The organism is Microtetraspora malaysiensis (assembly GCF_001528665.1).
Lineage (GTDB): Bacteria > Actinomycetota > Actinomycetes > Streptosporangiales > Streptosporangiaceae > Microtetraspora_A > Microtetraspora_A malaysiensis.
Genome location: NZ_BBYJ01000007.1, coordinates 374,931 through 399,917 on the forward strand (window position 1 = coordinate 374,931; position 24,987 = coordinate 399,917).

General features: G+C 72.5%; 15 protein-coding genes. 6 read left to right on the forward strand and 9 right to left on the reverse strand.

All coding sequences use genetic code 11. The annotated features are described in order from the left end of the window. Positions 1-67: 67 nt before the first annotated feature. The 3 genes from AWQ71_RS09480 to AWQ71_RS42585 are packed head-to-tail and all read right to left on the reverse strand — an operon-like array spanning position 68 to position 7,087. The gene (locus tag AWQ71_RS09480; RefSeq protein ID WP_067129899.1) at positions 68-3,490 is read right to left on the reverse strand and encodes a bifunctional glycosyltransferase/CDP-glycerol:glycerophosphate glycerophosphotransferase; all 3,423 of its coding nucleotides are present in this window, start codon (positions 3,488-3,490) and stop codon (positions 68-70) included. 58 nt (positions 3,491-3,548) lie between these two features. Continuing rightward, positions 3,549-5,219: a glycosyltransferase gene (locus AWQ71_RS42580; protein WP_169806532.1), complete on the reverse strand. Its 1,671-nt coding sequence runs from the start codon at positions 5,217-5,219 to the stop codon at positions 3,549-3,551. Further along, positions 5,216-7,087, reverse strand: a complete 1,872-nt coding sequence (locus AWQ71_RS42585; protein WP_169806533.1) for a glycosyltransferase family 2 protein — start codon at positions 7,085-7,087, stop codon at positions 5,216-5,218. Before AWQ71_RS42585 ends, AWQ71_RS42580 begins: the two co-directional genes overlap by 4 nt. A 306-nt stretch (positions 7,088-7,393) precedes the next feature. Between AWQ71_RS42585 and AWQ71_RS09495 the strand changes: the two genes are divergently transcribed. Continuing rightward, positions 7,394-8,155 (forward strand): polysaccharide deacetylase family protein, encoded by a 762-nt coding sequence (locus AWQ71_RS09495; protein WP_067129906.1) that lies wholly within the window; start codon positions 7,394-7,396, stop codon positions 8,153-8,155. A 165-nt stretch (positions 8,156-8,320) separates the two neighbouring features. Here AWQ71_RS09495 and guaA read toward each other — a convergent pair whose 3' ends face one another. Both guaA and AWQ71_RS09505 read right to left on the reverse strand, forming a co-directional pair. Next, on the reverse strand, positions 8,321-9,883 hold the full coding sequence (gene guaA / locus AWQ71_RS09500; protein WP_067129909.1) for a glutamine-hydrolyzing GMP synthase: 1,563 nt from the start codon (positions 9,881-9,883) through the stop codon (positions 8,321-8,323). A 109-nt stretch (positions 9,884-9,992) separates the two neighbouring features. Then, the gene (locus tag AWQ71_RS09505; RefSeq protein ID WP_067129912.1) at positions 9,993-11,051 is read right to left on the reverse strand and encodes an alkene reductase; all 1,059 of its coding nucleotides are present in this window, start codon (positions 11,049-11,051) and stop codon (positions 9,993-9,995) included. A 104-nt stretch (positions 11,052-11,155) separates the two neighbouring features. Between AWQ71_RS09505 and AWQ71_RS09510 the strand changes: the two genes are divergently transcribed. Then, positions 11,156-11,659 carry a MarR family winged helix-turn-helix transcriptional regulator gene (locus AWQ71_RS09510; protein ID WP_067129915.1) on the forward strand — a complete coding sequence of 168 codons (504 nt, stop codon included), beginning with the start codon at positions 11,156-11,158 and terminating at the stop codon, positions 11,657-11,659. 60 nt (positions 11,660-11,719) lie between these two features. Here the strand turns inward: AWQ71_RS09510 and AWQ71_RS09515 are convergent, their stop codons facing one another. Together AWQ71_RS09515 and AWQ71_RS09520 are read right to left on the reverse strand one after the other, a co-directional pair. Continuing rightward, entirely contained in the window at positions 11,720-13,429 is a 1,710-nt protein-coding gene (locus AWQ71_RS09515; RefSeq protein WP_281195812.1) for a GMC oxidoreductase, read from the reverse strand. Continuing rightward, positions 13,426-14,961: a succinic semialdehyde dehydrogenase gene (locus AWQ71_RS09520; protein ID WP_067129919.1), complete on the reverse strand. Its 1,536-nt coding sequence runs from the start codon at positions 14,959-14,961 to the stop codon at positions 13,426-13,428. Before AWQ71_RS09520 ends, AWQ71_RS09515 begins: the two co-directional genes overlap by 4 nt. Before the next feature lie 162 nt (positions 14,962-15,123). Here AWQ71_RS09520 and AWQ71_RS43225 point away from each other — a divergent pair, with 162 nt between their 5' ends. Both AWQ71_RS43225 and AWQ71_RS09530 read left to right on the forward strand, forming a co-directional pair. Continuing rightward, on the forward strand, positions 15,124-17,292 hold the full coding sequence (locus AWQ71_RS43225; RefSeq protein ID WP_067129922.1) for a serine/threonine protein kinase: 2,169 nt from the start codon (positions 15,124-15,126) through the stop codon (positions 17,290-17,292). A gap of 32 nt (positions 17,293-17,324) precedes the next feature. Next, positions 17,325-19,454, forward strand: a complete 2,130-nt coding sequence (locus AWQ71_RS09530) for a beta-propeller domain-containing protein (RefSeq protein WP_067129925.1) — start codon at positions 17,325-17,327, stop codon at positions 19,452-19,454. A gap of 57 nt (positions 19,455-19,511) precedes the next feature. On the opposite strand, the gene AWQ71_RS09535 is transcribed toward AWQ71_RS09530, so the two are convergent. Then, entirely contained in the window at positions 19,512-21,266 is a 1,755-nt protein-coding gene (locus tag AWQ71_RS09535) for a glycerol-3-phosphate dehydrogenase/oxidase (protein WP_067129928.1), read from the reverse strand. Between the two features lie 351 nt (positions 21,267-21,617). Between AWQ71_RS09535 and AWQ71_RS09540 the strand changes: the two genes are divergently transcribed. Next, positions 21,618-22,499 (forward strand): SIS domain-containing protein, encoded by an 882-nt coding sequence (locus tag AWQ71_RS09540; RefSeq protein ID WP_067129931.1) that lies wholly within the window; start codon positions 21,618-21,620, stop codon positions 22,497-22,499. Positions 22,500-22,585: 86 nt separating this feature from the next. Next, complete coding sequence (nagA, locus tag AWQ71_RS09545) at positions 22,586-23,728, forward strand: N-acetylglucosamine-6-phosphate deacetylase (RefSeq protein WP_067129934.1); 1,143 nt, start codon at positions 22,586-22,588, stop codon at positions 23,726-23,728. A 130-nt stretch (positions 23,729-23,858) separates the two neighbouring features. Here the strand turns inward: nagA and AWQ71_RS09550 are convergent, their stop codons facing one another. Further along, a complete protein-coding gene (locus tag AWQ71_RS09550) occupies positions 23,859-24,977 on the reverse strand; it encodes a GuaB3 family IMP dehydrogenase-related protein (RefSeq protein ID WP_174550693.1) in 1,119 nt (372 codons plus the stop codon). Positions 24,978-24,987: the final 10 nt, after the last annotated feature.

Genomic DNA, 24,987 nt, shown 5'->3' on the forward strand with positions numbered 1-24,987 from the left:
CCGTGCGCACGTCGGTCGCCTTACCGTCGCTTGAATCATCCTTGACCATGTCCCGCCGCGCGTCGCGCTAAGCCCGCTCAGGCGTCCCGTCCACGATCTCGCCGAAGACCCGGTCGACGACCCGGCGGGCGGCCCGGCCGTCGTCGAGCGGGCAGAACTTCGTCACGAAATCGTGGTACAGCCCGGCGTACTTGGCCGCCACCTCGGCCACGTCGGCGACCGCCGCGGCGACCTCGTCCGTGGTGGTGAGCAGCGGCCCCGGCGCCTCGGCCTCGAAGTCGAACAGGAACCGGCCCGCCCACTCGTCCACGTCGTACGCGAAGAACAGCATGGGCCGGCCGGTGAGCGCGAAGTCGAACATCGCCGACGAGTAGTCGGTGACCAGGACGTCCACGAGCGGGTAGAGCTCGCGGACGTCGGGGTGGGCGGTCACGTCGTGGACGCCGTCGCCGAAGCCGGTCACGGGGGCCTGCGCCGCCAGGGAGGGATGCCTGCGCACGAGCACGATGTGATCGTCGCCGAGGGCCGCCCGCAGCCGGCCGAGCTCGAGCCGCGGCTTCTCGCGGGCGGGACGCCGGGCCGGGGCGTACAGGACGACCTTCCTGCCCTCGGGCAGGCCGAGGCGGCGGGCGGTCTCGGCGGCGACGGCGTCCCGGCCGGGAGCGCTGAGGAAGTCGTTGCGCGGCAGGCCGGTCTCCAGGATCTCGCCCTGGAAGCCGAGCGCGTCCCGCAGCAGCGGCGTGCCGGGCGGCCCCGGTGAGAGCAGGTGGGTCCACCGCCCCACGTCGCGCTCCGCCCGCGTGGGGACGCAGCAGTTCCGGGTCTGCAGCACGGTCTGCCCCGGACGCGGCTCGAACCACGGGGGCAGGTGGTCGTCGACGACGATGTACCGGCAGCGCGCCAGCGCCTCGTAGTACTCGCGACCGGCGGTGCGGACGGGCTCGACCCCGGGCGGCAGCGCGACCTGCCCGTCGCGGACGTTCCACAGGAACGCGAGGTCGGCGCCCCGGTCGCGAAGCTCCTCGTACACGGCGCGCGGACTGCCGGAGAAACGGCGGCCCGCGTGGCTGCTGAAGAACACCTCGGCGCGGAGCGGACGCTCCCGCATCGCCGGGTACACCTCCAGGCGCAGGGCGCGCTGCGCCTTCTTGCCGCGCTCGCTCGTCGCCAGGTCACTCCCCACGGACAGCACGGCGCGTCCGGCGTCGTCGGCGGCCAGCTCGAACCTCCGCCGGGCCGTCTCCAGCACGAGCGGGAAGTCCGGCTCGAACTCCAGCGGCAGGTCGCGCCCTCCGGCTCGTACGGCGAGGCCGTACCGGCCCTTGGGCAGCGGCAGCGGCCCGGCCGGGGTGTCCAGGGCCTCGGGCGCGAGCAGGCCGCCGAAGCGGGCGCCGCCGCCGTCCATCGGGACGAGCCGCTCGACGGAGCGGTCCGACGCCGCGACGACGAGGGCGCGCGGCCCCTCCTGCGGCTCGGCGAACCCGCCCTCGACCAGCAACTCGCCCCCGGCCAGCCACTCGACGTACTCGGCGTACGCGGCGGCGGCCTGGTCCCTGAGCACGAGCTCCCCGGAGGGGTCCCGCAGCACGACGATCTCCCGGTCGCCGCGGCCGACCCGGCGCGGGGCGAGCTCTTCGGCCACGGTCACGGGCGTCACCTCGCCGCCCGCGCGGTCCACGGTGGCCCGCCACCGTACGGGCAGGTCGAGCAGCCCGGCGTCGACGCCGCCGAGGGCGAACCTGCGGGCCGGGAGGAGGGCGGCCAGGTCCACCTCGACCTCGAACGTCCGGCCGTCGGTGCTGACGGGGGCGGCCAGCGGAACGCCGCCCGGCTCACGGGCGAGGCGCAGCACCGGCTGCGGCCCCAGCTCACCCACCACCTCTCCCCGGAGAAGCAGCCGCCCGTCCCGTACGGCGTGGCCGGTGACCCGCGCCGCCTCGCGCTCGACCCGCAGGACGAGCGTGCCCGCCTCGGTCAGCGCGGGCGTGACGTAGTGCCCCGGCAGCGCGGGCTCCAGGCTCCGGGCCCCCGCGTGTTCGGCGAAGGAGGCGCCCGGGTCGGCGAGCGGTCCGCGCCGCATGAGCCCGCGGTGCATCACGTGCAGCTCGACCCGCCACCGCGCGCCGCCCTCGCTCGCGTCGGCGAGACGGCGGGGATCGACGGCGAGCCGGAACCCGCCCCAGTCACGGCGGCCGCGGGGCCTGCCCCGCCGAATGAAGAGCGCGGTACGGGTGACGGCGGCGGGCACCCGGACCCGGCGGCCGCTCCCCTCCTGCACGAGGGTCGCGAAGACCTGCTGGTGGAAGCGCCGGGTCGGCCGCAGGTGCCGGATCGTCACCCGTCCCTCGACGACCAGCCTCCCCTCCGCCCACCGCACCCGGTCGAGGCGGGTCACCGGCGACAGCTCGCCGCGCAGCCGCGACACCTCGGCGGGGACGTCCCGCCGGTTCAGGAGCGGCGTGTCGAGGTAGTGGCCGCGCAGCCGCCGTACGACCTGCTCGCCGGGGTGCGCCCGGCTCTCCCACTCCATGACCGCGAGCAGGTCGGCGAGCCGCCGCTCGCCGACCAGATGCCACTTGAGCCGCCGCGCGGCGGGCAGCGCGGCGAGGACGGACGGCGCGACATCCGCGAGGTACGCGCCGGCAAGGTCGAGGAACCGGGCCTGGAAGGCGTCCGAGGCGGCGTCCACGACGTCGAGGAAGTTCACCATGTCGTGGTCGAGCACGACATGGTCCCAGGCCGGGATGTGCTTCTCCAGGCCGTGCTCGGCAAGGAATCGCCGCACCGAGGCCACCGCCGCGAAGCGGTCCGCAAGTCCCCTGACATGGCTCTTGTCCTGGGTGATCGACGGCCGGCCGCCGTCGCGCTCGCGCCACAGGTAGACGGGCGCGGGCAGCATGTCCACCGAGCGCGCCAGGAAGTGGCCGGTCAGCGCCACCGCGATGTCCTCGTACAGCATGCCCTCGGGAAAGCGGAGGCCGTGCGCGTCCCAGAACGAGCGGCGCCACATCTTGTTGGTGACCAGCCGGTCCTTCAGGAGCACGGGCCGGACGCTGACGTGGGTGGCCGCCGCCGGTGCGGCGAAGATCTCCCGGTGCATCGCGGACTGCCGGGCCCCGCGCGAGTTGAACCGCCGGACGTTCCCCGTCGCCAGGTCGGAGCCGGTACGGCGCAGCTCGGCCAGCAGGTACTCGACCGCGTGGAGCGGGAGCAGGTCGTCGGCGTCGAGGAAGCAGACGAACTCCCCGGTCGCGTGGCGCAGGCCGGCGTTGCGCGCCGCCCCCAGCCCCGCGTTGGCCTGCCGCAGCAGCCGGAACCGGGGGTCGCGCTCGGCGTAGCGCCGGGCGACGGCGGCGCCGCCGTCGGTCGAGCCGTCGTCCACCATGACGGCCTCCAGGTCGTGCCACGTCTGCGCGGCGACCGACTCCAGGCAGGCCTCCAGGTACGGTTCCACGTCGTAGATCGGGATGATGACGCTCACGCGGGGCACGGAGGGGTCCTTCGAGGTCGTCGGACGTCGTCTCTCCCGGGGCCGCTGCCGGGCGCGGTCACACCCGGCCCCGTTGCGCCGCGGGCCACGGCAGCGCGACCGGGCGGGCGACCCGGCGCATGACCGGACGCGCGACGCGCCGGACCATGACGCGGGTGGCGCGGCGGCCGGCGTTCCGCCACCACCTGCGCGTCGCCTGGCCCCGCGTCGCCTGCCGGCGCCACCGGTTGACCCGGTCCTGCAGCACCAGCGACCTGGCCCGGCACTTCTCCAGCTCGGCCTGCAGCCGTTGCGGGCTGACCGTCGTGGCGGACTCGGCGCGCACGATGCCCCACTTCTCGCCGACGTCCCAGAGCGTGCCGAACACCTCGTGGACCACGTCGTCGAGGTCCTCGTCCGGGTCGGCCACCAGGCGGGCCCGGCTCAGCGCCGCCGTACGCTCCAGCCGGGCGTGGACGACCTCGTCCCGCTCGTCGAGGGCGAGCGACAGCACACCGAGGGTGTTGCGGTCGGCGAAGGCGATCAACCGGCCCAGCGCGTCCTGGCCGGGCACCCACCCGGCGGGGCAGTGGAACCGGAACGGCGTCGGGAAGCAGGACTCGGGCAGCTCCTCGGTGAGGGTCACCCGGGCGTCCCCCTCGTATCCCGCCCTGATCAGCCGCAGGTCCAGGTCCGGGTCGTCCAGGGGCGTGCGGCAGGCGTCGCCGAGGCGGCTCCACGGCCCGGTGATCCGTACGGACACGTCCGGGGTCCAGCTCGCCAGCAGGCCGTCGACCGTGGCCCTGACGTCCTCGAGCGAGGCGTCCCGGGCGTCCACGACCGCCTCGACGTACGGCACGCGGTAGCCGCGGCCGGGGGTCGTGCGCAGCCAGCGGAAGCTCGGCACCCGCTCGCCGAGGTAGGGCCAGTTGTGCCGCTTCACCTCCTGCTCGCGCCGCATGACGGTGGAGTCGCCGAGGTGCCAGGCGCGGGCGCCCCGGTCCGGGACGAAGACGGCGCCGGCCTGGGCGAGGCGGTAGCCCAGCTCGGTGTCCGCGCCGAGCGGCAGTGACTCGTCCATGCCGCCGGCCGACCGGAACAGCTCCGCCGGGACCGACGCGGAGGCGCCCACGTGGACCGAGAACGCGTCCACCCCGGCGGTCCGCAGATCGTCAGTGCGGTTCCAGCGCTTCTCCGTCCACTGCGGCGTGCTGTCCTCCTCGTGGAACAGCTTGGCGACCGCGCCCGCCTCGGCGGCGACCAGGACCTCGTTCGGCGTCAGCTCGCCCGGCCGCCACTCCACGAACCTCAGGTGGCTGAGCACGGCGAGGTACCCGGCGAGGTGGTGCCAGCGCATGTGCGCCTCGACGTGCCCGGGGAAGGGCACGACGTCGTCGTCCATCCAGTGGACGACATGGCCCTCGGCCGCCGCCGCGCCCAGGTTGCAGGCGTGCGGCTTGCCCCACCGCCCGTCCTCCGGGCGGAGCAGCCGCGTGCGCTCCGGCCGGATTTCGGGGAGCCGGGCGATCGGCCGCTCCCCGTCGTCCACGACGATCACTTCGAGCAGGTGGCGGGGGTAGGTCTGGGCGGCCAGAGCGGCCAGGGTCAGGGGAAGAATGTCACCGGTGCCGCTGGTCGGGACCACCACGCTCACCGAGAGACAGGGCGTCCACTCGCCCGGCTCGGGAACGCCGTCGAGGACGCCGTGGTCGTTGGCCGGGATGCGCGGCTGCCGGATCGGGGATGTCACGGTTCCTGCCTCCAGTAGCCCACATGGGGCGTCGAAGCGCTTTCCATCAGTTGGTTGAAATGAAGCCCGCGCCACTGCTCCTGGTACGACTTGAGGAACGCCTGGACGGGGTGTCTCCAGGTGTGCGTCCGGGACTGGCGCCGGCGCAGGACGTAGTTGAGGCCGTGGGTGCGGTAGATCCGCCCTCCTGCGGCCTCCACGGACTCCAGGAGCTGGCCGTCCACCGTCTTGGCGATGGGGCGGAACCCGCCGACGGTCTCGAACATCTCGCGGGTGACCAGCATGGTCCCGCCCGCCACCAGCGAGGTGAACCGCTCGGTGCCGAGACGGCGGCGGACGGTGGTGTTGATCGGCTCCAGGTAGACGAACTCGGCGGCCGACCCGACCAGCTCGGCCCCCGAGTACCGCTGGGCGAGCAGGAGGTCGGCCAGGTGGTCGGGGCCGTACCAGTCGTCGTCGTCCACCTTGGCGAAAAACGACCCGGACGCGACGGCGGCCATGCGGTTCAGCAGCTCGCCGAACGGCACGCCCGCCGCGGCCTCGACGACCGTGATCCGCAGCGACGAGTCGGCGATCGCCCCCTGGACGCCGGCCTCCCTGGCGGAGAACCCGTGCAGCCCGAGGATCACCTCGGCGCGCACCCCGCGCTGCCGTTCCATCTGTTCCAGGGCGAAGGCGACCATGTCCTTGCGGCACGTGCGCAGCAGGACGGAGACGGGCGGCTCGTGGGACAGCGCCAGCCCGGCCGAGACGGCGATGTTCCGCCAGCGCGGGATCGCGCCGTGCGTCCGTAGCGCGGCCCGCCGGAGGCGCACGCTGACCTCCTCGCGCCGCAGCTCGGACCCGAGCTGCTCCTCGTCCACGGCCGCGAGCGTGTCGGACAGCTCCGCGCCGAGCGCCGGGTCGGCGATCCTGTCGGCGTTGAGGATCACCGGGATGCCGGCGGCGGCGAGCCCGGCGACGATCCGCGCCCGGACCAGGCCGTCTGCCTCCACCCCGTGGACGGCGACCCCGACCGCGTCGCGGAGCCGGGCGACATCGACGTCCGTCAGCTCTCCCTCGGGGGACAGCCGGACCAGCTCGTCCAGCCCGCTGGTGATCGAATACCCGCCGGCCCGGCCGGTCAGGATGGCGACCGGCCCTTTGGCGTTCTGGCGGAACCCGATGGGGTTGACGACGGTCTCGTCCACCGGCGGGAGCAGGTCGGGGTGCGCGGGGCCGTCCAGGACGGCGGTCAGCGGCGCCCGGTCGGCGACCGGGATCCGCGCGTCCGGCCACGGCCGCGCCGACCGTTCGACGACCCGGAGCACCAGGTCGCAGCCCGGGGCGTCCCGCCGCTCCGCCACGGGCCCCTCCACCGCGGTCAGGGTTACGTTCGGATCGCCGGGCCGCCAGCCGCAGACGCTCTCGCCGGCCAGGCCGACCACCGGCTGGGCCAGGTGGCGCCGTCCCCCGAGCATGCCGTACAGGATGTGGGTGAGGACCTCGCCGCCGGGCACCGGCGCGGAGAACGTCGCCTCCACGCGCCAGCCGCGCCTGCGCCGCGCGATCCGCAGATCGGCGAGGAGGTGCCACGCGGGGCTCTGCCCCGCGACGGGGAGCGGCTGGGCGGCCCACGGCGGCGCCTCCGCGATGACGACGCACACCTGGGTCGCGTCCGGGACCAGCGCCCCGAACGGCGCGGCCCGGCGCAGGTCGGCCGGTGTCCTGGCGGCGACGACGGCGCGCTCGACCGCCTCCCGGGGCGGGGACTGGCCGGGGTCGGCGCCGTCCAGAACGGTCCAGGGGCCGGGGAATTCCTCGCAGACGCGATCGAGCAGGGCCGGGTGGGAGCCGAATCCCAAACAGCCTCCCCAGGTCGTGCCCATGGTGCCACCACCTCCAGGAGTGCCGGATTGCGTCGTTCTGACGCCCGAGCCAGCATCGCGAAGGGCACTCCGGGATCGACCGTGTACCTCCGATCCTTGGGGCAACATTTACCGCCGCTGGAGACGGGGAATACGCCGCGGCGGCCGTCGTGAGCGGCATTCGCCCCCGATCCGGCATGGAGGGAGTTTCGGCAGGCCAGCCAGGCTTTTGGGGAGATTCGACGGTGTGGGCGTTCGATCCCCTTCCAGGGGATTACCAGCTGGACACGTTACGATGCCGCCTTACAACCCCCGAGGAGCACCACTATGGCATTGCATCGTTTAGCACCACTTGCCGCCATTTGTGCGCTAACCCTGTCGGCCACCCTCACTGCACCCGCCCAGGCCCAGGTTCAGACGCACTCCACAGCCACGCAGCAGCGGGCCGCGGAGCCGTACTGCGAGACGCACAAATGCATCGCCCTCACCTTCGACGACGGCCCCGCCGAATACACGAACGACCTGTTGAAGGTGCTGAAGAAATACAAGGCGAAGGCGACGTTCTTCCTCATCGGCAACCGGGTGCAGAAGCATCCGAAGGTGACGAAGAACATCGCCAAGGGCGGCCATGAGGTGGGCAACCACACCTGGAGCCACAAGTACCTGACCGACCTGGAGTACAAGGCCATTTACTCCGAGGTGAAGAAGGGTCAGGACGCCATCAAGAAGGCCACCGGCAAGACGCCGGTGCTCTTCCGCGCCCCCGGCGGGCTGATCAACGATGGCGTCCGCACGATCATCGGGAAGTTCGGGATGGTCCAGATCCCGGGCACGGTGGCCACGCAGGACTACATCAAGGACTATCGCGACGTCGAGTTCCTGACGGGCCGCGCCCTGGACATCGCCGACCAGGACGGGGTCATGCTGATGCATGAGACCGTCAAGGAGACCATCGAGTCCCTGCCCGCGGTGCTTGAAGACCTGACCGCCCAGGGCTACTCGTTCGTGACAGTCTCCAAGCTGCTCGAAGGCCAGAAGCTGACCCCGGGAGAGAGCTATCCCGACCAGCTCCCGATGAGCGGCGACTGATCCCTCCGCCCGCAGGTACGGCGGAAGGCCGCGCCGGGGAGGGCACGGACGGGACGTCGTCCCGCTCGTGCCGCCCTCCCCGGCGCGACACGAGCCTCTCCCCGGCCGCCGCCCGGCCCTTCTCAGAGAGCCGTCAGGCGGCGGCGATCCCCCGCGAGCGCGGGGTCACTCCCACTCGATGGTGCCCGGGGGCTTGCTGGTGACGTCCACGACCACCCGGTTGACCTCGCGCACCTCGTTCGTGATGCGGGTCGAGATCCGGGCGAGCACGTCGTAGGGCACGCGAGACCAGTCGGCGGTCATCGCGTCCTCGGACGTGACCGGCCGGAGCACCACGGGGTGGCCGTAGGTGCGGCCGTCGCCCTGGACGCCGACCGAGCGGACGTCGGCGAGCAGCACGACCGGGCACTGCCAGATCTCCCGGTCGAGGCCGGCGCGGGACAGCTCCTCGCGGGCGATCGCATCCGCCTCGCGCAGGATGTCGAGCCGCTCGCGGGTCACCTCGCCGATGATCCGGATGCCCAGGCCGGGGCCGGGGAACGGCTGCCGCCACACCATCGCGGCAGGCAGACCGAGCTCCTCGCCGGCCCGCCTGACCTCGTCCTTGAACAGCGTCCGCAGCGGCTCGACCAGCGCGAACCGCAGGTCCTCGGGCAGGCCGCCCACGTTGTGGTGGGACTTGATGTTGGCCGTGCCGGTGCCGCCGCCGGACTCGACGACGTCGGGGTAGAGCGTGCCCTGGACGAGGAAGTCGACCGGCCCGTCGGCCAGGATCGCCCGCTGCTCGTCCTCGAAGACCCGGATGAACTCGCGGCCGATGATCTTGCGCTTCTCCTCCGGGTCGACCACCCCGGACAGCGCCTTGAGGAATCGCTCCTCGGCGTCCACCACCCGCAGCTTGACGCCGGTCGCCTCGACGAAGTCACGCTCGACCTGCTCGGCCTCGCCCTTGCGCAGCAGGCCGTGGTCGACGAACACGCAGGTCAGCCGGTCGCCGATGGCCCGCTGCACGATCGCGGCGGCGACCGCCGAGTCGACCCCGCCGGACAACGCGCAGATCGCCCGGCCGTCCCCGACCTGCTCACGCACGGCGGTGATCGCGTCGTCCACGATGTTGAGCATGGTCCACGTGGGACGGCAGCCGGCCGCCTCCAGGAAGTGCTTCATGACGGCCTGGCCGTGCTCGGAGTGGAGCACCTCGGGGTGGAACTGCACGCCGTAGAACCCGCGCTCGGGGTTCTCGAAGCCGGCCACCGGGGTGTCCGTGGTCGAGGCGGTCACCGCGAACCCGGCCGGGGCGGCCACCACGGAGTCGCCGTGCGACATCCAGACCTGCTGGACCGGCGGGAGGCCGGCGAAGAGCGCGCCCTCCTGCACGACCTTGAGCTCGGTGCCGCCGAACTCGGCCGCGCCGGTCTTGGCGACCTCGCCGCCCAGCGCCAGGGCCATCGCCTGGAAGCCGTAGCAGATGCCGAAGGTCGGTACGCCGGTCTCGAACAGGCCCTCCGGGACGGCCGGGGCCCCCTCGGCGTACACCGACGACGGCCCGCCGGACAGGATGATCGCCTTCGGCTTTCTGGCCATCATCTCCGCGACCGGCATCGTGGACGGCACGATCTCGGAGTAGACGTGGCACTCACGCACTCGTCGCGCGATCAACTGCGCGTACTGCGCGCCGAAGTCGACGACAAGGACAGTGTCGAACTCAGACACCGGAAGGACCCCCAAAGGCTGCGAGCGGTACGTCCAGTCTATCGGCGGGCTCCCGGCGCCCGGCCCACGTACGGTTCCCCCGGGGACGGGGATCGCCGCTGATCGCCCGGGGTGCGGCGGGGTCCTACACCAGCTGGGCGGCCAGGGCCGGATAGTCGGTGTATCCGCGGTGGTCGCCGCCGAAGGCGGTGGCGAAGTCGGGCTCGTTGAGCGACGCGCCGAGCCGGAGCCGCAGCGGCAGGTCGGGGTTGGCCAGGAACGCCGAGCCGAACGCGACCAGGTCGGCGCCCCACTCCAGCCGCCGGGAGGCGGTGGCGGCGGGGTCGCCGGCGCCCGGCTCGTTCACGATCAGCGTGTTCGGCCAGAGCTCACGGATCCGCCGGTCGAGGCCGTCGTCGCCGGACGTCAACAGGTGCACGTAACCCAGGTCGAGGCCGGCCAGGGCGGCCACCAGGGCCGGGTAGACCTCGTGCGCGTCCTCCTCGGCCAGGCCCTGGGAGCCGTTCGCCGGCGAGAGGCGGATGCCGACCCGGGACGCGCCGATCGCCTCCGCCGCCGCCTCTGCGACCTCGACGGCGAACCGGATCCGGCCGGCCACCGAGCCGCCGTACCGGTCGTCGCGCAGGTTGGCGTTCTGCGACAGGAACTGGTGGATCAGGTAGCCGTTCGCGCCGTGCAGCTCCACGCCGTCGAACCCGGCGTCGACCGCCCGCCGGGCGGCGTCCGCGAAGTCGCGCACGGTCGCCTCCGTCTCGGCGAGGGTCAGCGCCGCCGGCACCGGGTAGTCCTGCAGGCCGGTGTACGTGTGGATCTGCCCCGGGGCCGCCACAGCCGAGGGCGCGACGGGCAGCAGGCCGGTGTTGTCGGGGTGGCCGACCCGGCCGGCGTGCATGATCTGGGCGAAGATCCGGCCGCCCGCCGCGTGGACGGCGCCGGTCACCTCCCGCCAGCCGGCCACCTGCTCGTCGGTGTGCAGTCCGGGGGTGTTCACGTATCCCTTGCCGGCCGCGCTCGGCTGGACACCCTCGCTGATGATCAGGCCGGCCGACGCCCGCTGGGCGTAGTAGAGCGCGGCCAGGGAAGTGGGGACGCCGTCCGCGTGCGCGCGGGAGCGGGTCATGGGTGCCATGGCGAGGCGGTTGTGCAGCGGCAGGCCGGCGAGGTCGTACGACGTGAACAACATGCTAGATCCTTTCTTGGTCGGCCAACTTGTGCGGCCAAGAAATACTTCTACATCTTGGCTGGCCAACTTGCAAGAGGTAGGCTGATCACCGGAGGGAGGCCGACATGGCGGAGTCGGTGATGTACGAGGCGACCATGGAGCCCGGGTCGCTCCCGGTGGCAGAGGATCACAACGGGCTGAGCTGCCTCATGGCCAAGGCCGCGCTGGGCCATCGCGTCCTGCTCGCCGGCCTGCTGGCCGAGATCGATCTCTACCCCGGCCAGGACCGGGTGCTGCTCGCCCTGTGGGAGCACGGCCCGCAGTCGCAGAACAAGCTCGCCGCCCTGCTCGGCATCGACGTCTCCACGATGACCAGGAGCCTGCAACGCCTGGAGCGAAGCGGTTTCGTCAGCCGCTCCCCGTCCCCGGCCAACCGGCGGGTCAGCATGGTGAGCACCACGCCCAAGGGCGACGCCCTGCGGCCGGAGGTCACCCGCGTCCTCGGCGAGGTCCACCGGCGCATGGTCGAGGGGCTCACCGCCGAGGAGGTCGCCACGCTCTGCGCGCTGCTCGGCGTGGTGCGCGGCAACGTGTGCGGCGACGAGGTGTGCGACGTCGGCCCCTGCTGACGCCGGGGGCTTCGCGAGGACCGCAGTTCTCTTCCGGCGAAGTGACCGGACGGCCGATAGCTAGGTGATGTCCACGATGGGCAGGCGCAGCGCGCCGGGAGCGGCTGCCGGGACGACCGGGCGGCGCGGGGCGACCGGCGCGATCCGCGCGTAACGCGAGCCGAGCGCGGGACGCGGGTCGGGGTCGCCCTTGTTGGGCCAGAACGCCATCGCCCGCTCCGCCTGGGCGGTGATCGTGAGCGACGGGTTCACGCCGGGGTTGGCCGAGACCGCCGACCCGTCCACCACGTGCAGGCCCTCGTAGCCGTAGAGCCGATGGTAGGGGTCGATCACGCCGGTCTCCGGCGAGTCCCCGATCGCGCAGCCACCGAGGAAGTGCGCGGTCGCCGGGATGTCGAACAGGTCCAGCCAGGCCCCGCCCGCCATGCCGCCGATCTCCTCGGCCGCGAACCGCGCCGCCCGGTGCCCGGCCGGGATCCAGGTCGGGTTCGGCTCGCCGTGGCCGGGCCCGGCGCGCAGCTTCCCCCGGCGCATCGAGAGCGTGATCGAGTTGTCCTTCGCCTGCATGACCAGGGCGATGATCGACCGCTCCGACCACCGGCGGAGGTTGAACAGGCGCGGCACCAGACGCGGGCGGCGCGCCGTCTCGCCGAGGAACCGCAGCCAGCGGGGCGCGCCGCCGCCGTCGATCAGCAGCGTCCGCAGCAGTCCCATCGCGTTCGAGCCGTCGCCGTACCGGGCCGGCTCGACGTGCGTGTGCGCGTCGGGGTGGAACGAGGACGTGATCGCCACGCCGCGGTTGAGCTTGTCGCCCTTCGCCGACGGCCGTTCGAAGCCGAGCAGGGCCTCGGAGTTCGTCCGCGTCAGGGTGCCGAGCCGGAGCGAGATCCGCGGCAGCGTGCTCGCGCGCAGGCGGTGCAGCAGCTGTTGCGTGCCGTACGTCCCGGCGGCGAAGACGACCTGCCGGGCGGTCAGGACCCGGCGCACGCGCGGGGAGCCGGTCTTCGTGACGGAGACGGCGTAGCCGCCCTCGACCGGGCGCACGCCGGTGACCGTGGCCTCGGGGTGGACCCGCGCGCCCGCCCGCTCGGCCAGGTACAGATAGTTCTTGATCAGCATGTTCTTCGCACCGTGGCGGCAGCCCGTCATGCACTCGCCGCACTCCGTGCAGCCGCGGCGGCGCGGCCCGGCCCCGCCGAAGTACGGGTCCGCCACCTCGACGCCGGGCTTGCCGAAGAACACCCCGACGGGAGCGGGGCGGAAGGTGTCGCCCACCCCCATCCGCCCGGCCACGGCGCGCATCACCTCGTCCGCCCTGGTGAGCGTCGGGTTGCGCACGACGCCGAGCATGCGGGCGGCCTGGTCGTAGTACGGCGCCAGCTCGGCCTTCCAGTCGGTGATGCCGCTCCACTGCGGGTCGCGGAAGAACGGGTCGGGCGGCTCGTACAGCGTGTTCGCGTAGACGAGCGAGCCGCCGCCCACGCCCGCCCCGGCGAGGACCATCACGCCGTTCTTACCGCCGATCACGTGGACGCGCTGGATGCCCTTCAGGCCGAGCGCCGGCGCCCACAGGAAGTCGCGCAGCCGCCACGACGTCTTCGGCAGCGTGCTCTCGTCGAAGCGGCGGCCCGCCTCCAGGACGGCGACGGAGTACCCCTTCTCGGTCAGCCGGAGGGCGGCGACGCTGCCGCCGAACCCGGAGCCGATGACGACGACGTCGTAGTCCACCGCTTCCTCCTCGCCCGTCCTGCCGACCACCGCGTCCGTCACTTCAGGTGGAGCTTCCTCATCACCTTCAACAGCCCGGCCAAGGTGTCGGCGTACCGGTCGTACGTCATACCCAGGACCGGGTCGAACCCGAGCCAGGACGCCTGACCGGCGACGGTCTGCGACTCGGTGTACTTCAGCAGGCCCTCGGCTCCGTGCCGGCGCCCGAGGCCGGAGGACTTCATGCCGCCCATCGGGGCGTCGTAGGAGGCGTAGGCGGCGGCGTACCCCTCGTTGATGTTGACCGTACCGGCCTTGATCCGCGCGGCGAGGGAGCGGCCGCGGGCGAGGTCGCGGGTCCAGACCGACGCGTTGAGGCCGTAGAGGGTGTCGTTGGCCATCGCGACGACCTCGTCCTCGTCGCGGAAGCGGTACAGCGCCACGACCGGGCCGAAGGTCTCGTTGCCGCACACGTCCATCTCGTCGGTGACGCCGGCGAGCACGGTCGGCTCGTAGAACAGCGGCCCGAGGTCGGGGCGGGCCTGGCCGCCGGTGAGCACCGTCGCGCCCTTCTCGACCGCGTCGGCGACGTGCGCGGTCACCGCGTCGAGCTGGCGGGGGAAGGTGAGCGAGCCCATCTGGACCGACCAGTCCAGGCCGGGGCCGATCTTCATGTTCCGGGTCGCCCGGATGAACCGGTCGGTGAACGCGTCGTAGACCGAGTCGTGGACGTAGAGCCGCTCGATCGAGATGCAGAGCTGGCCGGCGTTGGTGAAGCAGGCCCGCAGCGCGCCATGCGCGGCCCGGTCGAGGTCGGCGTCCTCCAGCACGATCATCGGGTTCTTGCCGCCGAGCTCCAGGGAGCAGCCGATGAGCCGCTTGGCCGCCTCCTCGGCGATCTTGCGACCGCCGCCGGTGGACCCGGTGAACGCGACGTAGTCGGCGCCGTCGATCAGGGGGTCGCCGATGACGGCCGGGTCGCCGGTCACGACCTGCCAGATCTCGCGCGGCATCCCCAGCTCCGCGAGGAGGTCGATCGTCCACAGCGTGGAGAGCGCGGTCTGGCTGTCGGGCTTGTGGACCACGGCGTTGCCCGCGATCAGCGCGGGGACCACGTCGGTCACGCCCAGGGAGAGCGGGTAGTTCCACGGGCTGATCAGGGCGACCGTGCCCTTCGGATGGCGCTGCTCGACCACCTGGGTGGCGATCGGGAAGATGCCCTTGCGCTTTCTCGGGGCAAGCAGCCGGGGCGCCTGCCGCGCGTAGTACAGCGCGCACCCGGCGACGTCGAGCACCTCCTCGAAGGCGTGCCGCCGGGCCTTGCCCGTCTCCATCTGGACGATGTCGAGGATCTCCTCGCGCCGGTTGAGTATGGCGTCGTGCAGCCGGAGGAAGGGGGCGATCCGCTCCGCGGCCGGCCGCGCCGCCCATGCCTCCTGGGCCGCCCTGGCCGCGGCGTACGCCCGGCGGACGTCCTCGGCCGTCGAGACGGGGAGCTCGACGAGGGTGTCACCGGTGAAGGGCGCGGGGACCTCCACGATCTTCCCCTCCGAGGCGACGTGCCGGACAATGCGCTCAAGCATGCGGGGGTCCATGCCCGGAAGGATATTCGGGAGCAACACTCGTGGCTACTGGTCGGTAGGCAACCATCGGGACACGAGGGTTCCGACCGCTGGGATTACCCGCCAGAATCCAGCTATGCCAGGAAATGTCGAGCCATACGGGAATCTGGCGCCGACCGCGAGCACCGCTCTGTGATGGCGGGCCCCGACGTCGCCCCACTGCGGCCGACGGATCCGGGCCGCCTCGGCTCCTACGCCCTCACCGGACGGCTCGGCGAGGGTGGCCAGGGAGTCGTCTATCTCGGTACCGGCCCCGGGGGCGAGCCGGTCGCCGTCAAATGGCTGCGCGGCGACCTTGCGGGCGACCCCTCCATGCGCGAGCGCTTCCTGCGCGAGGCAACCTCCGCCAAGCGCGTGGCGCCGTTCTGCACCGCCCAGGTCATGGACACCGGCGTCGAGCAGGAGCGCCCGTACATCGTCAGCGAGTACATCGAGGGGCTGTCGCTGCAGCGACGCGTGCAGACCTCCGGCCCCATCTCCGGCTCGGCGCTGCACCGCCTCGCCGTGGGCACCGCCACCGCTCTCGCGGCCATTCACCAGGCCGGGGTGGTCCATCGCGACCTGAAACCGGCCAACGTCATCATGGGTCCCGACGGGCCGCGGGTGATCGACTTCGGCATCGCCCGCGCGGTGGACTCCTCGCACACGCTCACCTCGCAGCCGGTCGGCACGCCGTCGTACATGTCGCCGGAGCAGATCATGGGCGAGACGGCCGGGCCGCCCGCGGACCTGTTCGCCTGGGGCTGCACGATCGTCAGCGCCGCCACCGGGCGGGCGCCGTTCGGCAACGACACGATGCCCGCGGTGATCAACCGGATCCTGAACGCCCCTCCCGACCTGGGGAACCTCGACGCGCCGCTGCGCGACGTGGTGACCGCCTGCCTGGCCAAGGACCCGCGGGCCCGGCCCACCGCCGAGCAGGTGCTGCTCCGCCTGCTGCAGAACTCGGCACCCGGCCCGGCCGACCTGAGCGACGCCGCGGCCGCGGCGTCCTCCGGCGGGCCGGCGCCGACGCGCCCCATGCCCGGCGGTCCCCCGATCCCGTCGACGGATCCCGGGGCGTACGCGTACCCGGGACGTCCGTACGCCCCCGGCCCCTACCCTCCCCCTCCCCCGTCGCCGCAGGCCGTCTCGCCGCCCTATCCCGCGGCGTACCGGCCGGGAACCTACCCAACGGCCACCGGCGGACCGGACGGCGGACGCTCCGGTCGCAGGACGGCGCTCGTGGCGGTGACGACGGTGGCGGCGCTCGCCGCCGTCGCCTTGGTGGCCTGGCTCGTGATCCCCGGCGACACGTCCCATCCTCCTGCGGCGTCGTCGGGCGCGGGCACGCCCACCGTCTCGCCGCCCTCGTCGTCGCCGACGACGACGCCCACCCCCACCGTCCCGGCCGTGCCGACGTCCGGGCTGACCAGGGTGAAGCTGCCCGGCGTGCGGGCCACGCTGTACGAGCGCCCGGACGACCCGGTGCGGCTGACCTACTACGAGGTCGAGGACAAGGCCAAGGAAGTCTGGATCAACTACCTCAGGAGCTCGGCGAACGGATCGTTCGCCAAGAACACCAAGTACTGGCAGCAGACGCTCTCCCTGGACGGCGAACTCTCCGCCGGGCGGAGCAAGGAATACACCGATGACGACTACCACGGCGTCGACATCATCACCAGGGCCACCGGCGCCGTCCGCACGGTCAAGACCGTGAAGCGCCCCCTGACCTACGAGTACGGCGAGTGGACCCGCAAGGGCGACCGCCTCCTGTTCAGCATCAGGAACCCGGGCGGCGACACGTGGACGACCAAGGGGTTCGTCGTGGTCGACATCGCCCGCGGAACGGCCCGGGTGAAGCAGATCAACGACCCGGCCATCAAGGAGGGCCGGTTCTACTGGAACGGCGACGAGACCATGGTCGCCACCTACTTCCGCAGCGGGAAGACCGCCGGGGTCCGCTTCTACGACCTCGACGGAAAGGTCGTCAGGACCCTCGACGGCGTCGGCACGCCGTACAACACGTCCTCGGGGCTGTTCTCACCGTCCGGCGACGCGATGGTCACGGAGTGCCGGGACGCACGGAGCAAGGTGTGCGTGTGGGACTCCACCTCGGGGGCGGAGATGTCCCGGTTCGGCTCCAGCTGCTCCAAGGTGCTCGGCTGGTGGGACACGGCGCACCTGTTCTGCTGGAACGCGGCCGAATCGGCTAAGGGGAACGTGATTGTCGTCGATCTCGACGGCTCCACCGTGCGCACCCTGCTGGAGACCACCCAGTCGGACATCCTCGGCCCCTTCTACGTGCGTTCCGGCGGGGGCTGAACCCGCCCGCGGAGTGATCCGTAACTAGGGGCATGAGGACATCGATTCGTACGGCGGGAGCCATCGCGCTCGCCGGGCTGCTCGCCGCGGCGTGTTCCGGAAGCCGTGCGGCGTCCGCTCCCGAGGCGGCCGACCTGAGCGGGAAGATCCGCCTGGTCTCCTACACGAACTGCGACGACATGCTGGCCGGTCTGCGCGGCGCGGCCGAGAAGAACGTCACGCAGTGGGGTTTCGGCGAGGCCGTGATGTTCATGGCCAGGGACGCCAAGGCCATGGACACCATGGCGGAGGGCAAGCAGGCGTCGGTTCCGGAGCAGGCGCACTCCACCACGAACGTGCAGGAGGCCGGCGTCGACGAGCCGGACCTGGTCAAGACCGACGGCAAGCGGGTAATCACCGTGAACCAAGGCATGCTGCGCGTGATCGACGCCGCGACCCGCAAGGTCACCGGGACGCTCCGGCTGGTTCCCGAGGAGGAAAGCTGGTTCCCGGCGGACCTGCTGGTGTCCGGCGACCGCGCGCTGGTGCTGGTCCAGAGCGGCGGCATCATCCCGTTCGGCGCGTTGGCGAAGGTACGGCCGGGATCCGACGGGCCCAGGTACATGCTCGTCGACCTGTCCGGCCCGCCGAAGCTCCTCGGCACGCTCAGCACGCGCGGCTCGCACATCGACGCCCGCCAGATCGGCTCCACCGTACGGATCGTGGTCAGGTCCCAGCCCGAGATCGCGTTCCCGCCGCCGAAGCCCGACGCCACCCCGCAGGACATGCTCGCGGCCAACCGCGAGGCCGTGCGCACCGCGCCCATCGACGCGTGGCGGCCCCGGTTCGAGGTCACCTCCGAGGGGCCGACCCGTACCGACCGGGTGGGGTGCGACCAGGTCAGCCACCCGGAGGAGTTCACCGGGACCTCGATGCTGACCGTCTTCACCGTGGACCTCGCCGGGACGCTCGACGCGGTCCCCCCGATCAGCGTGGCCGCCGACGGCGACACCGTGTACGGCACGGACAACAGCCTCTACGTGACCAGCAACCCCCGCTGGTGGTTCCGTCCCATGCCGATCGACGACGCGCCGCCCACACCGCTGGACGAGCCGACCGGCTCCGACGTCGCCCCCAAGATCGAGCCGACCGCGAGCCCGGCCGAGGAGGTCACCGCCACATCGAAGCCCCAGATCACACCCGAGGAGGGCGGCGCTTCCACGACGGCCACCCCGGTGCCCGAGGAGGTCCGCCCGTCAGCCACCCCGAGCGACGCCCCCGAGGAGATCACGCCCAGGCCCACGCCGACCGCGCCTCCGGAGCAGACCGAGGTGCACCGGTTCGACATCACCGGCACGGGAGCCCCGCGCTACGTCAGCTCCGGCGTCGTACTGGGACGGCTGCTGAACCAGTACTCGCTGTCCGAGCACGCGGGCCACCTGCGGGTGGCGACCACGTCGAACGCCGAGGTGTTCGGCGGCCCCGCCGAGAAGAGTTCGAGCGGCGTCTACGTCCTCAAGGCCGACACGCTCGCCCAGGTGGGCGCGGTGACCGGCCTCGGGAAGGGCGAGCGCATCTACTCCGTCCGGTTCATCGGCGACGTCGGCTACGTCGTCACGTTCCGCCAGGTGGACCCGCTCTACACGCTCGACCTGCGCGACCCGGCGGCGCCCAAGGTCACCGGCGAGCTGAAGATCTCCGGCTATTCGGCGTACCTGCACCCGGCGGGCGACGGGCGGCTGCTCGGCATCGGCCAGGAGGCGAGCGCGCAGGGCCGGACCCTCGGCACCCAGGTCTCACTGTTCGACGTCGCCGACCCGGCGAACCCGCGGCTGCTCTCCCGCTTCCACCAGCAGGACTCCGGCTCCGAAGCCGAGTGGGATCCCCACGCGTTCCTCTACTGGCCGCAGAGCGGGCTCGCGATGCTGCCGCTGCAGAACTACGGCGCCGACTGGCGCAACGGCAGCTCGGCGCTCGTGCTCAAGGTCACCGACGGCGCGATCACGAAGGCCGGCACCATCCGGCACCCGGGCGTCACGGGCAGGGACGACGTCCCGACACCTGACCCGTCCATCCGCCGCTCCGTCGTCATCGGCGACACGGTCTGGACGTTCTCCGGGCTCGGTGTGAAGGTCAGCGACGCCGCCACCCTCGCCGACCGGGGCTGGATCCCCTTCACCTGACGAGCGGGGCAGTACACCTGAGGAGTGTCTGACAAATCAAGCCCTGCTGTGCATTTGTCAGACACGACCCTGGGCCGGGCGGTCCTCGGGGACCGCGACCGGCACGATCTCCGGGGCGCCGAGCCTGATCGCGTCGGCCTCCTGGTCGGTGTCCTGCTCCTGAGAAGCCCGCTCGGCCTGGACCCGCTTGGTGTAGTACTCGACCTCCCGCCTGACCTGCTCGGCGTCCCAGCCGAGCGGGCCGGCCATGAGCTCGGCCACCTCCTGCGCGACCGCGACGCCCCGGTGGAAGGTCTCGATCGAGATGCGGGTCCGCCGGGTCAGCACGTCGTTGAGGTGCCGGGCGCCCTCGTGCGTGGCCGCGTACACGATCTCGGCCCGCAGGTGGTCGTCCGCCCCGGAGAGCGGCCGCCCGAGCGACGGATCACTCTCGACGAGCATCAGCACCTCGTCGATCAGTGAGCCGTACCGCCGGAGCAGGTGCTCGATCCGCGCCACGTGCAGCCCCGAGGACTGGGCCAGCCGGTGCCGGGAGTTCCACAGCGCCTGGTAGCCCTCCGCGCCCACGAGCGGCACCTGGTCGGTGCAGGACGGCGGCACCCGCTGGTCCAGCCCGTGGGCGACCGCGTCCACCGCGTCGGCCGCCATCACGCGGTACGTCGTGAACTTCCCTCCGGCGATCATGACGAGTCCGGGTACCGGATGCGTGACGACGTGCTCGCGGGAGAGCTGCGAGGTCTCCTCGGACTCCCCCGCCAGCAGCGGGCGCAGGCCCGCGTAGACGCCCTCGACGTCGTCCCGCGACAGCGGCACCGACAGCACCTCGTTGACATGGTCGAGCACGTAGTCGATGTCGGCCCGCGACGCGGCCGGGTGCGCCTTGTCCAGCGTCCACTCGGTGTCGGTGGTGCCGATGATCCAGTGCCGCCCCCACGGGATCACGAACAGCACCGACTTCTCCGTGCGCAGGATGATCCCGGTGAGCGACTGGATGCGGTCGCGCGGCACCAGGAGATGCACGCCCTTGGACGACCGTACGTGGATCTGGCCACGCCCGCCGACGAGCTGCTGGATGTCGTCGGTCCACACGCCGGTGGCGTTCACCACCTGCCGGGCGCGCACGTCCAGCTCGGCGCCCGTCTCCAGGTCGCGGACCCGCACGCCGGTGACCCGCTCGCCCTCCCGGAGGAAGCCGACGGCCTGGCTGCGCGAGGCCACGTACGCGCCGTACGTGGCGGCCGTGCGCAGCAGGGTCATCACGTAGCGCGCGTCGTCCACCTGGGCGTCCCAGTACTGCACCGCGCCGACGAAGGCGGCCTTCCGCAGCGACGGCGCGACCCGCAGGGCGTGCCGCCGGGAGAGGTGCCGGTGGCCCGGCACGCCCCGGGTGATGCCGAACGAGAAGCCGAGCGTGTCGTACAGCGCCAGCCCGGCCCCGATGTACGGACGCTCCCAGCCCCGATGGGTCAGCGGGAACAGGAAGGGGACGGGCCGGACCAGGTGCGGGGCGATCCGCTTGAGCAGCAGCCCGCGCTCACGCAGCGCCTCCCTGACCAGGTCGAAGTTGAGCTGTTCGAGATAGCGCAGGCCGCCGTGGATGAGCTTGGATGAGCGCGACGAGGTGCCGGAGGCGAAGTCCCGCGCCTCCACCACCCCCACCGAGAGCCCGCGCGTCGCGGCGTCGAGGGCGACGCCCGCCCCCACCACGCCGCCTCCGACCACGACGACGTCGAGTTCCTCTGCCGCCATCTGGGCCAGGGCGTCCGCGCGCTCGGCCGGGCCGAGCCGCGCCGCGCCTGTTCGCGCCGTCATAGAGCTCCTCTGAAGATACGGCGGTGGTTTGCGTTATGGGTGTTCTACCCCGATTTGTCCAGCCAAACTACCCGCCAGTAACCCCACTGGTGCTCACGCCCCACAGCGCTTATGGCGCTCGCTTCGCTCGCGCGGGCTCGGGGCGCCCTCAGTCGATGTCTTCCCTCGTCACTCGGGGCCTCGTTCCTCAGCCCGCTCGTTCCTCAGTCCAGACACCGCCGCGCCCCGAGCGTGATAGTCCGGCGCCGTAATGAGCACAGGCACTCGCGCGGGCTCGGGGCGCCCCTCGATATGCACAAATGTGCGCGTTTCTGCTATAGATGGTGCAGAAATACACAAAAGGAGCCTGCCTTGACCACTCACACCGAGGTGGAGATCGCATCGCAACCGGCCTGCTGGCGCAGGGCGGCCGAGCTCGCCTCCGCGGCCGGTACGGCGCTGCCCCGCGAGGGCGAGCGAGTGGCCGTCGTGGGATGCGGCACGTCATGGTTCGTCGCCCAGGCGTACGCCGTGCTGCGGGAACGGGCCGGCCACGGCGAGACCGACGCCTTCGCCGCCTCCGAGACGCCCTCCGGCCGCCGCTACGACCGGATCCTCGCGCTGACCCGCTCCGGGACCACCACCGAGGTGCTCGACCTGCTCCGCGGCACCGGGACGCCCACCATCGCGATCACCGCCGACCCCGCGACACCGGTCATGTCCCTCGCCGACGACGTCGTGGTGCTGGACTTCGCCGACGAGCGCTCCGTCGTCCAGACCCGCTTCGCGACCACGCAGCTCGCCCTGCTCCGCGCCCACCTCGGCGAGGACCTCACCCAGGCGATCGCGGACGCCGAGGAGGCCGTGGCCGAGCCGGTGGCCGCCGAGCTGATCGAGGCCGAGCAGTTCACGTTCCTCGGCCGCGGCTGGACCTGCGGCCTGGCCGCCGAGGCCGCGCTGAAGATGCGCGAGGCCGCCCGCACCTGGACCGAGAGCTATCCGGCGATGGAGTACCGCCACGGGCCGATCAGCATCGCCGGGCCGGGCCGGATCACCTGGATGCTCGGGCAGGACGTCCCGCCCGGCCTGGCCGACCAGGTCGCGGCGACCGGCGGAACCTTCCTGTCCGGCGGCCGGGACGCCATGGCCGAGCTGGTGAAGATCCAGCGTGTCGCGGTCGAGCGTGCCAGGGCCCGCGGCCTCGACCCGGACCGCCCGATGCACCTCACCCGATCGGTGATCCTGGAGGCGTGACCCCACCTCCGGTCGCGGCAGGATGGACCCATGCACGAGGACTCCGGGAACCGATCACCGCGACCGCCGCGGGCCAGGAGGGCGACATGAGCATCACCCTTTCCGACGCCCGCGTCGTCACTCTGGACGGCGAGCACGACGGCTGGCTCACCATCGAGGACGGCCGCATCACCCATATCGGACACGGCGCCGCGCCGGGGAACGGCCATAGTCTGGGCGGCCGGCTGGTCGTCCCCGGCTTCGTCGACATGCACAGCCACGGCGGGGCCGGCGGCTCGTTCCCCGACGGCGACCCCGGCACCGCCGCCGAGGTCGCGGCGTTCCACCTGGGCAAGGGGACGACCACCATGGTCGCCAGCCTGGTCACCGCCCCGCTCGACCGGATCGCCCGCGCGGCGTCCGCCCTGGCCGACCTCTGCGAGCAGGGCCTCCTCGCGGGCATCCACTTCGAGGGCCCGTACATCGCGCGGAGCAGGTGCGGCGCGCACGACCCGGCGCTGCTGCGCGACCCGTCCCGCGAGGAGCTCCGGCAGCTGCTCAAGGCGGGCCGGGGGCAGGTCCGGATGCTGACAATCGCCCCCGAGCTGCCCGGCGCGCTCGACGTCATCAGGGACGCCGTCGCCGACGGCGTCATCGCCGCCCTCGGGCACAGCGACGCCGTCTACGACAAGACGATCGAGGGCATCGAGGCGGGCGCCAGCGTGGCGACCCACCTCTACAACGCGATGCCGCAGCTCGGCCACCGCGACCCGGGCCCGATCGCCGCCCTGCTGGAGGACGACCGGGTCACGGTCGAGCTCATCAACGACGGCGTCCACGTCCACCCCGCCATGCTCGAGCTGGCCATGCGGGTCGCCGGCTCCGGCCGTACGGCGCTGATCACCGACGCGATGGCCGCGGCCGGGATGGGCGACGGCAGGTACCCCCTCGGCCCGATGACCGTGGACGTGAAGGACGGGGTGGCCCGCATCGCCGACGGCGGCTCCATCGCGGGCAGCACGCTCACCATGGACGTCGCGTTCAAGCGGACGGTCGAGCAGGTGGGCGTGGCTCCCGCCGAGGTGGCGCGGATGGCGTCGCTCACCCCCGCGCGGGTGCTCGGCCTCGACCACGAGATCGGCTCGATCACGGTCGGGAAGTACGCCGACCTGGTGGTGCTCGGCGACACCCTGGAGGTCGAGGGCGTCATGCGCCGCGGCGTGTGGATCCGCCGCCCCTCAGGAGCGTGAAAAACGACGCGGGCCCCTCGAAATCGAGGAGCCCGCGTTCGTTCGTCCACTCAGGTCCGCGCCCAGAAGGCGGCCGACCCTCTCGTGGCGGACCGGTCACCGCCGGGTCGCCACCCGGGGAAGTGGGATCTCAGGGCTGGGGCGGGGCGACGACGACCTCGACCCGCTGGAACTCCTTCAGGTCGGAGTAGCCCGCGGTCGCCATCGTGCGCTTCAGCGCGCCCATGAGGTTCATGGAGCCGTCGGCGAGCGAGGACGGCCCGTGCAGGATCTCCTGCAGCGTCCCGATTGTGCCGAACTCGACGCGCTTGCCGCGCGGCAGTTCGGGGTGGTGCGCCTCGGAGCCCCAGTGGTAACCCCGGCCCGGCGCCTCGGCCGCGCGGGCGAGCGGCGAGCCCACCATGACGGCGTCCGCGCCGCAGGCGATGGCCTTGGCGATGTCGCCCGAGCCGCCCATGCCGCCGTCGGCGATCACGTGGACGTAGCGACCGCCCGACTCGTCCATGTAGTCGCGGCGCGCCGCGGCCACGTCCGAGATCGCGGTGGCCATCGGCACGACCACGCCGAGAACGTTGCGCGTGGTGTGCGAGGCGCCGCCGCCGAAGCCGACCAGCACACCCGCCGCGCCGGTCCGCATGAGGTGCAGCGCCGCCGTGTACGTGGCGCAGCCACCCACGATCACCGGCACGTCCAGCTCGTAGATGAACTGCTTGAGGTTCAGCGGCTCGGCCCGGCCGGACACGTGCTCGGCCGAGACCGTCGTGCCGCGGATGACGAAGATGTCCACGCCGGCGTCGATGACGGCCTTGTGGTAGCGCGCCGTCTTCTGCGGGGAGAGCCGCACCGCCGTGGTCACGCCCGCCGCGCGGATCTCCTCGATCCGCCGGCCGATCAGCTCCTCGTCGATCGGCGTCGTGTAGATCTCCTGCAGCCGGCGGGTCGCGGCGTCGCTGTCGAGGGTCGCGACCTCCTCCAGCAGCGGCGCCGGGTCCTCGTACCGCGTCCACAGCCCTTCGAGGTCCAGCACGCCGAGGCCGCCCAGCCGCCCGATCTCGATCGCCGTCCGCGGGGACACGACGCTGTCCATGGGGCTGACCACCATGGGCAGGTCGAACCGGTAGGCGTCGATCTGCCAGGAGATCGAGACCTCCTCGGGGTCGCGGGTGCGCCGGGACGGCACGATGCCGATCTCGTCCAAGGCGTACGCGCGCCGCCCGCTCTTGCCGCGCCCGATCTCCACCTGAGTCATATCGTCCTAC

Coding starts and splice junctions, on each gene's coding strand:
- AWQ71_RS42585 (WP_169806533.1), bottom strand. CDS start 7,087: ATGGGCACGACCTGGGGAGGCTGTTTGGGATTCGGCTCCCACCCGGCC.
- AWQ71_RS09530 (WP_067129925.1), top strand. CDS start 17,325: ATGAGGACATCGATTCGTACGGCGGGAGCCATCGCGCTCGCCGGGCTG.
- AWQ71_RS09550 (WP_174550693.1), bottom strand. CDS start 24,977: ATGACTCAGGTGGAGATCGGGCGCGGCAAGAGCGGGCGGCGCGCGTAC.
- AWQ71_RS43225 (WP_067129922.1), top strand. CDS start 15,124: ATGGCGGGCCCCGACGTCGCCCCACTGCGGCCGACGGATCCGGGCCGC.
- AWQ71_RS09495 (WP_067129906.1), top strand. CDS start 7,394: ATGGCATTGCATCGTTTAGCACCACTTGCCGCCATTTGTGCGCTAACC.
- nagA (WP_067129934.1), top strand. CDS start 22,586: ATGAGCATCACCCTTTCCGACGCCCGCGTCGTCACTCTGGACGGCGAG.
- AWQ71_RS09535 (WP_067129928.1), bottom strand. CDS start 21,266: ATGACGGCGCGAACAGGCGCGGCGCGGCTCGGCCCGGCCGAGCGCGCG.
- AWQ71_RS09520 (WP_067129919.1), bottom strand. CDS start 14,961: ATGGACCCCCGCATGCTTGAGCGCATTGTCCGGCACGTCGCCTCGGAG.
- AWQ71_RS09510 (WP_067129915.1), top strand. CDS start 11,156: ATGGCGGAGTCGGTGATGTACGAGGCGACCATGGAGCCCGGGTCGCTC.
- AWQ71_RS09505 (WP_067129912.1), bottom strand. CDS start 11,051: ATGTTGTTCACGTCGTACGACCTCGCCGGCCTGCCGCTGCACAACCGC.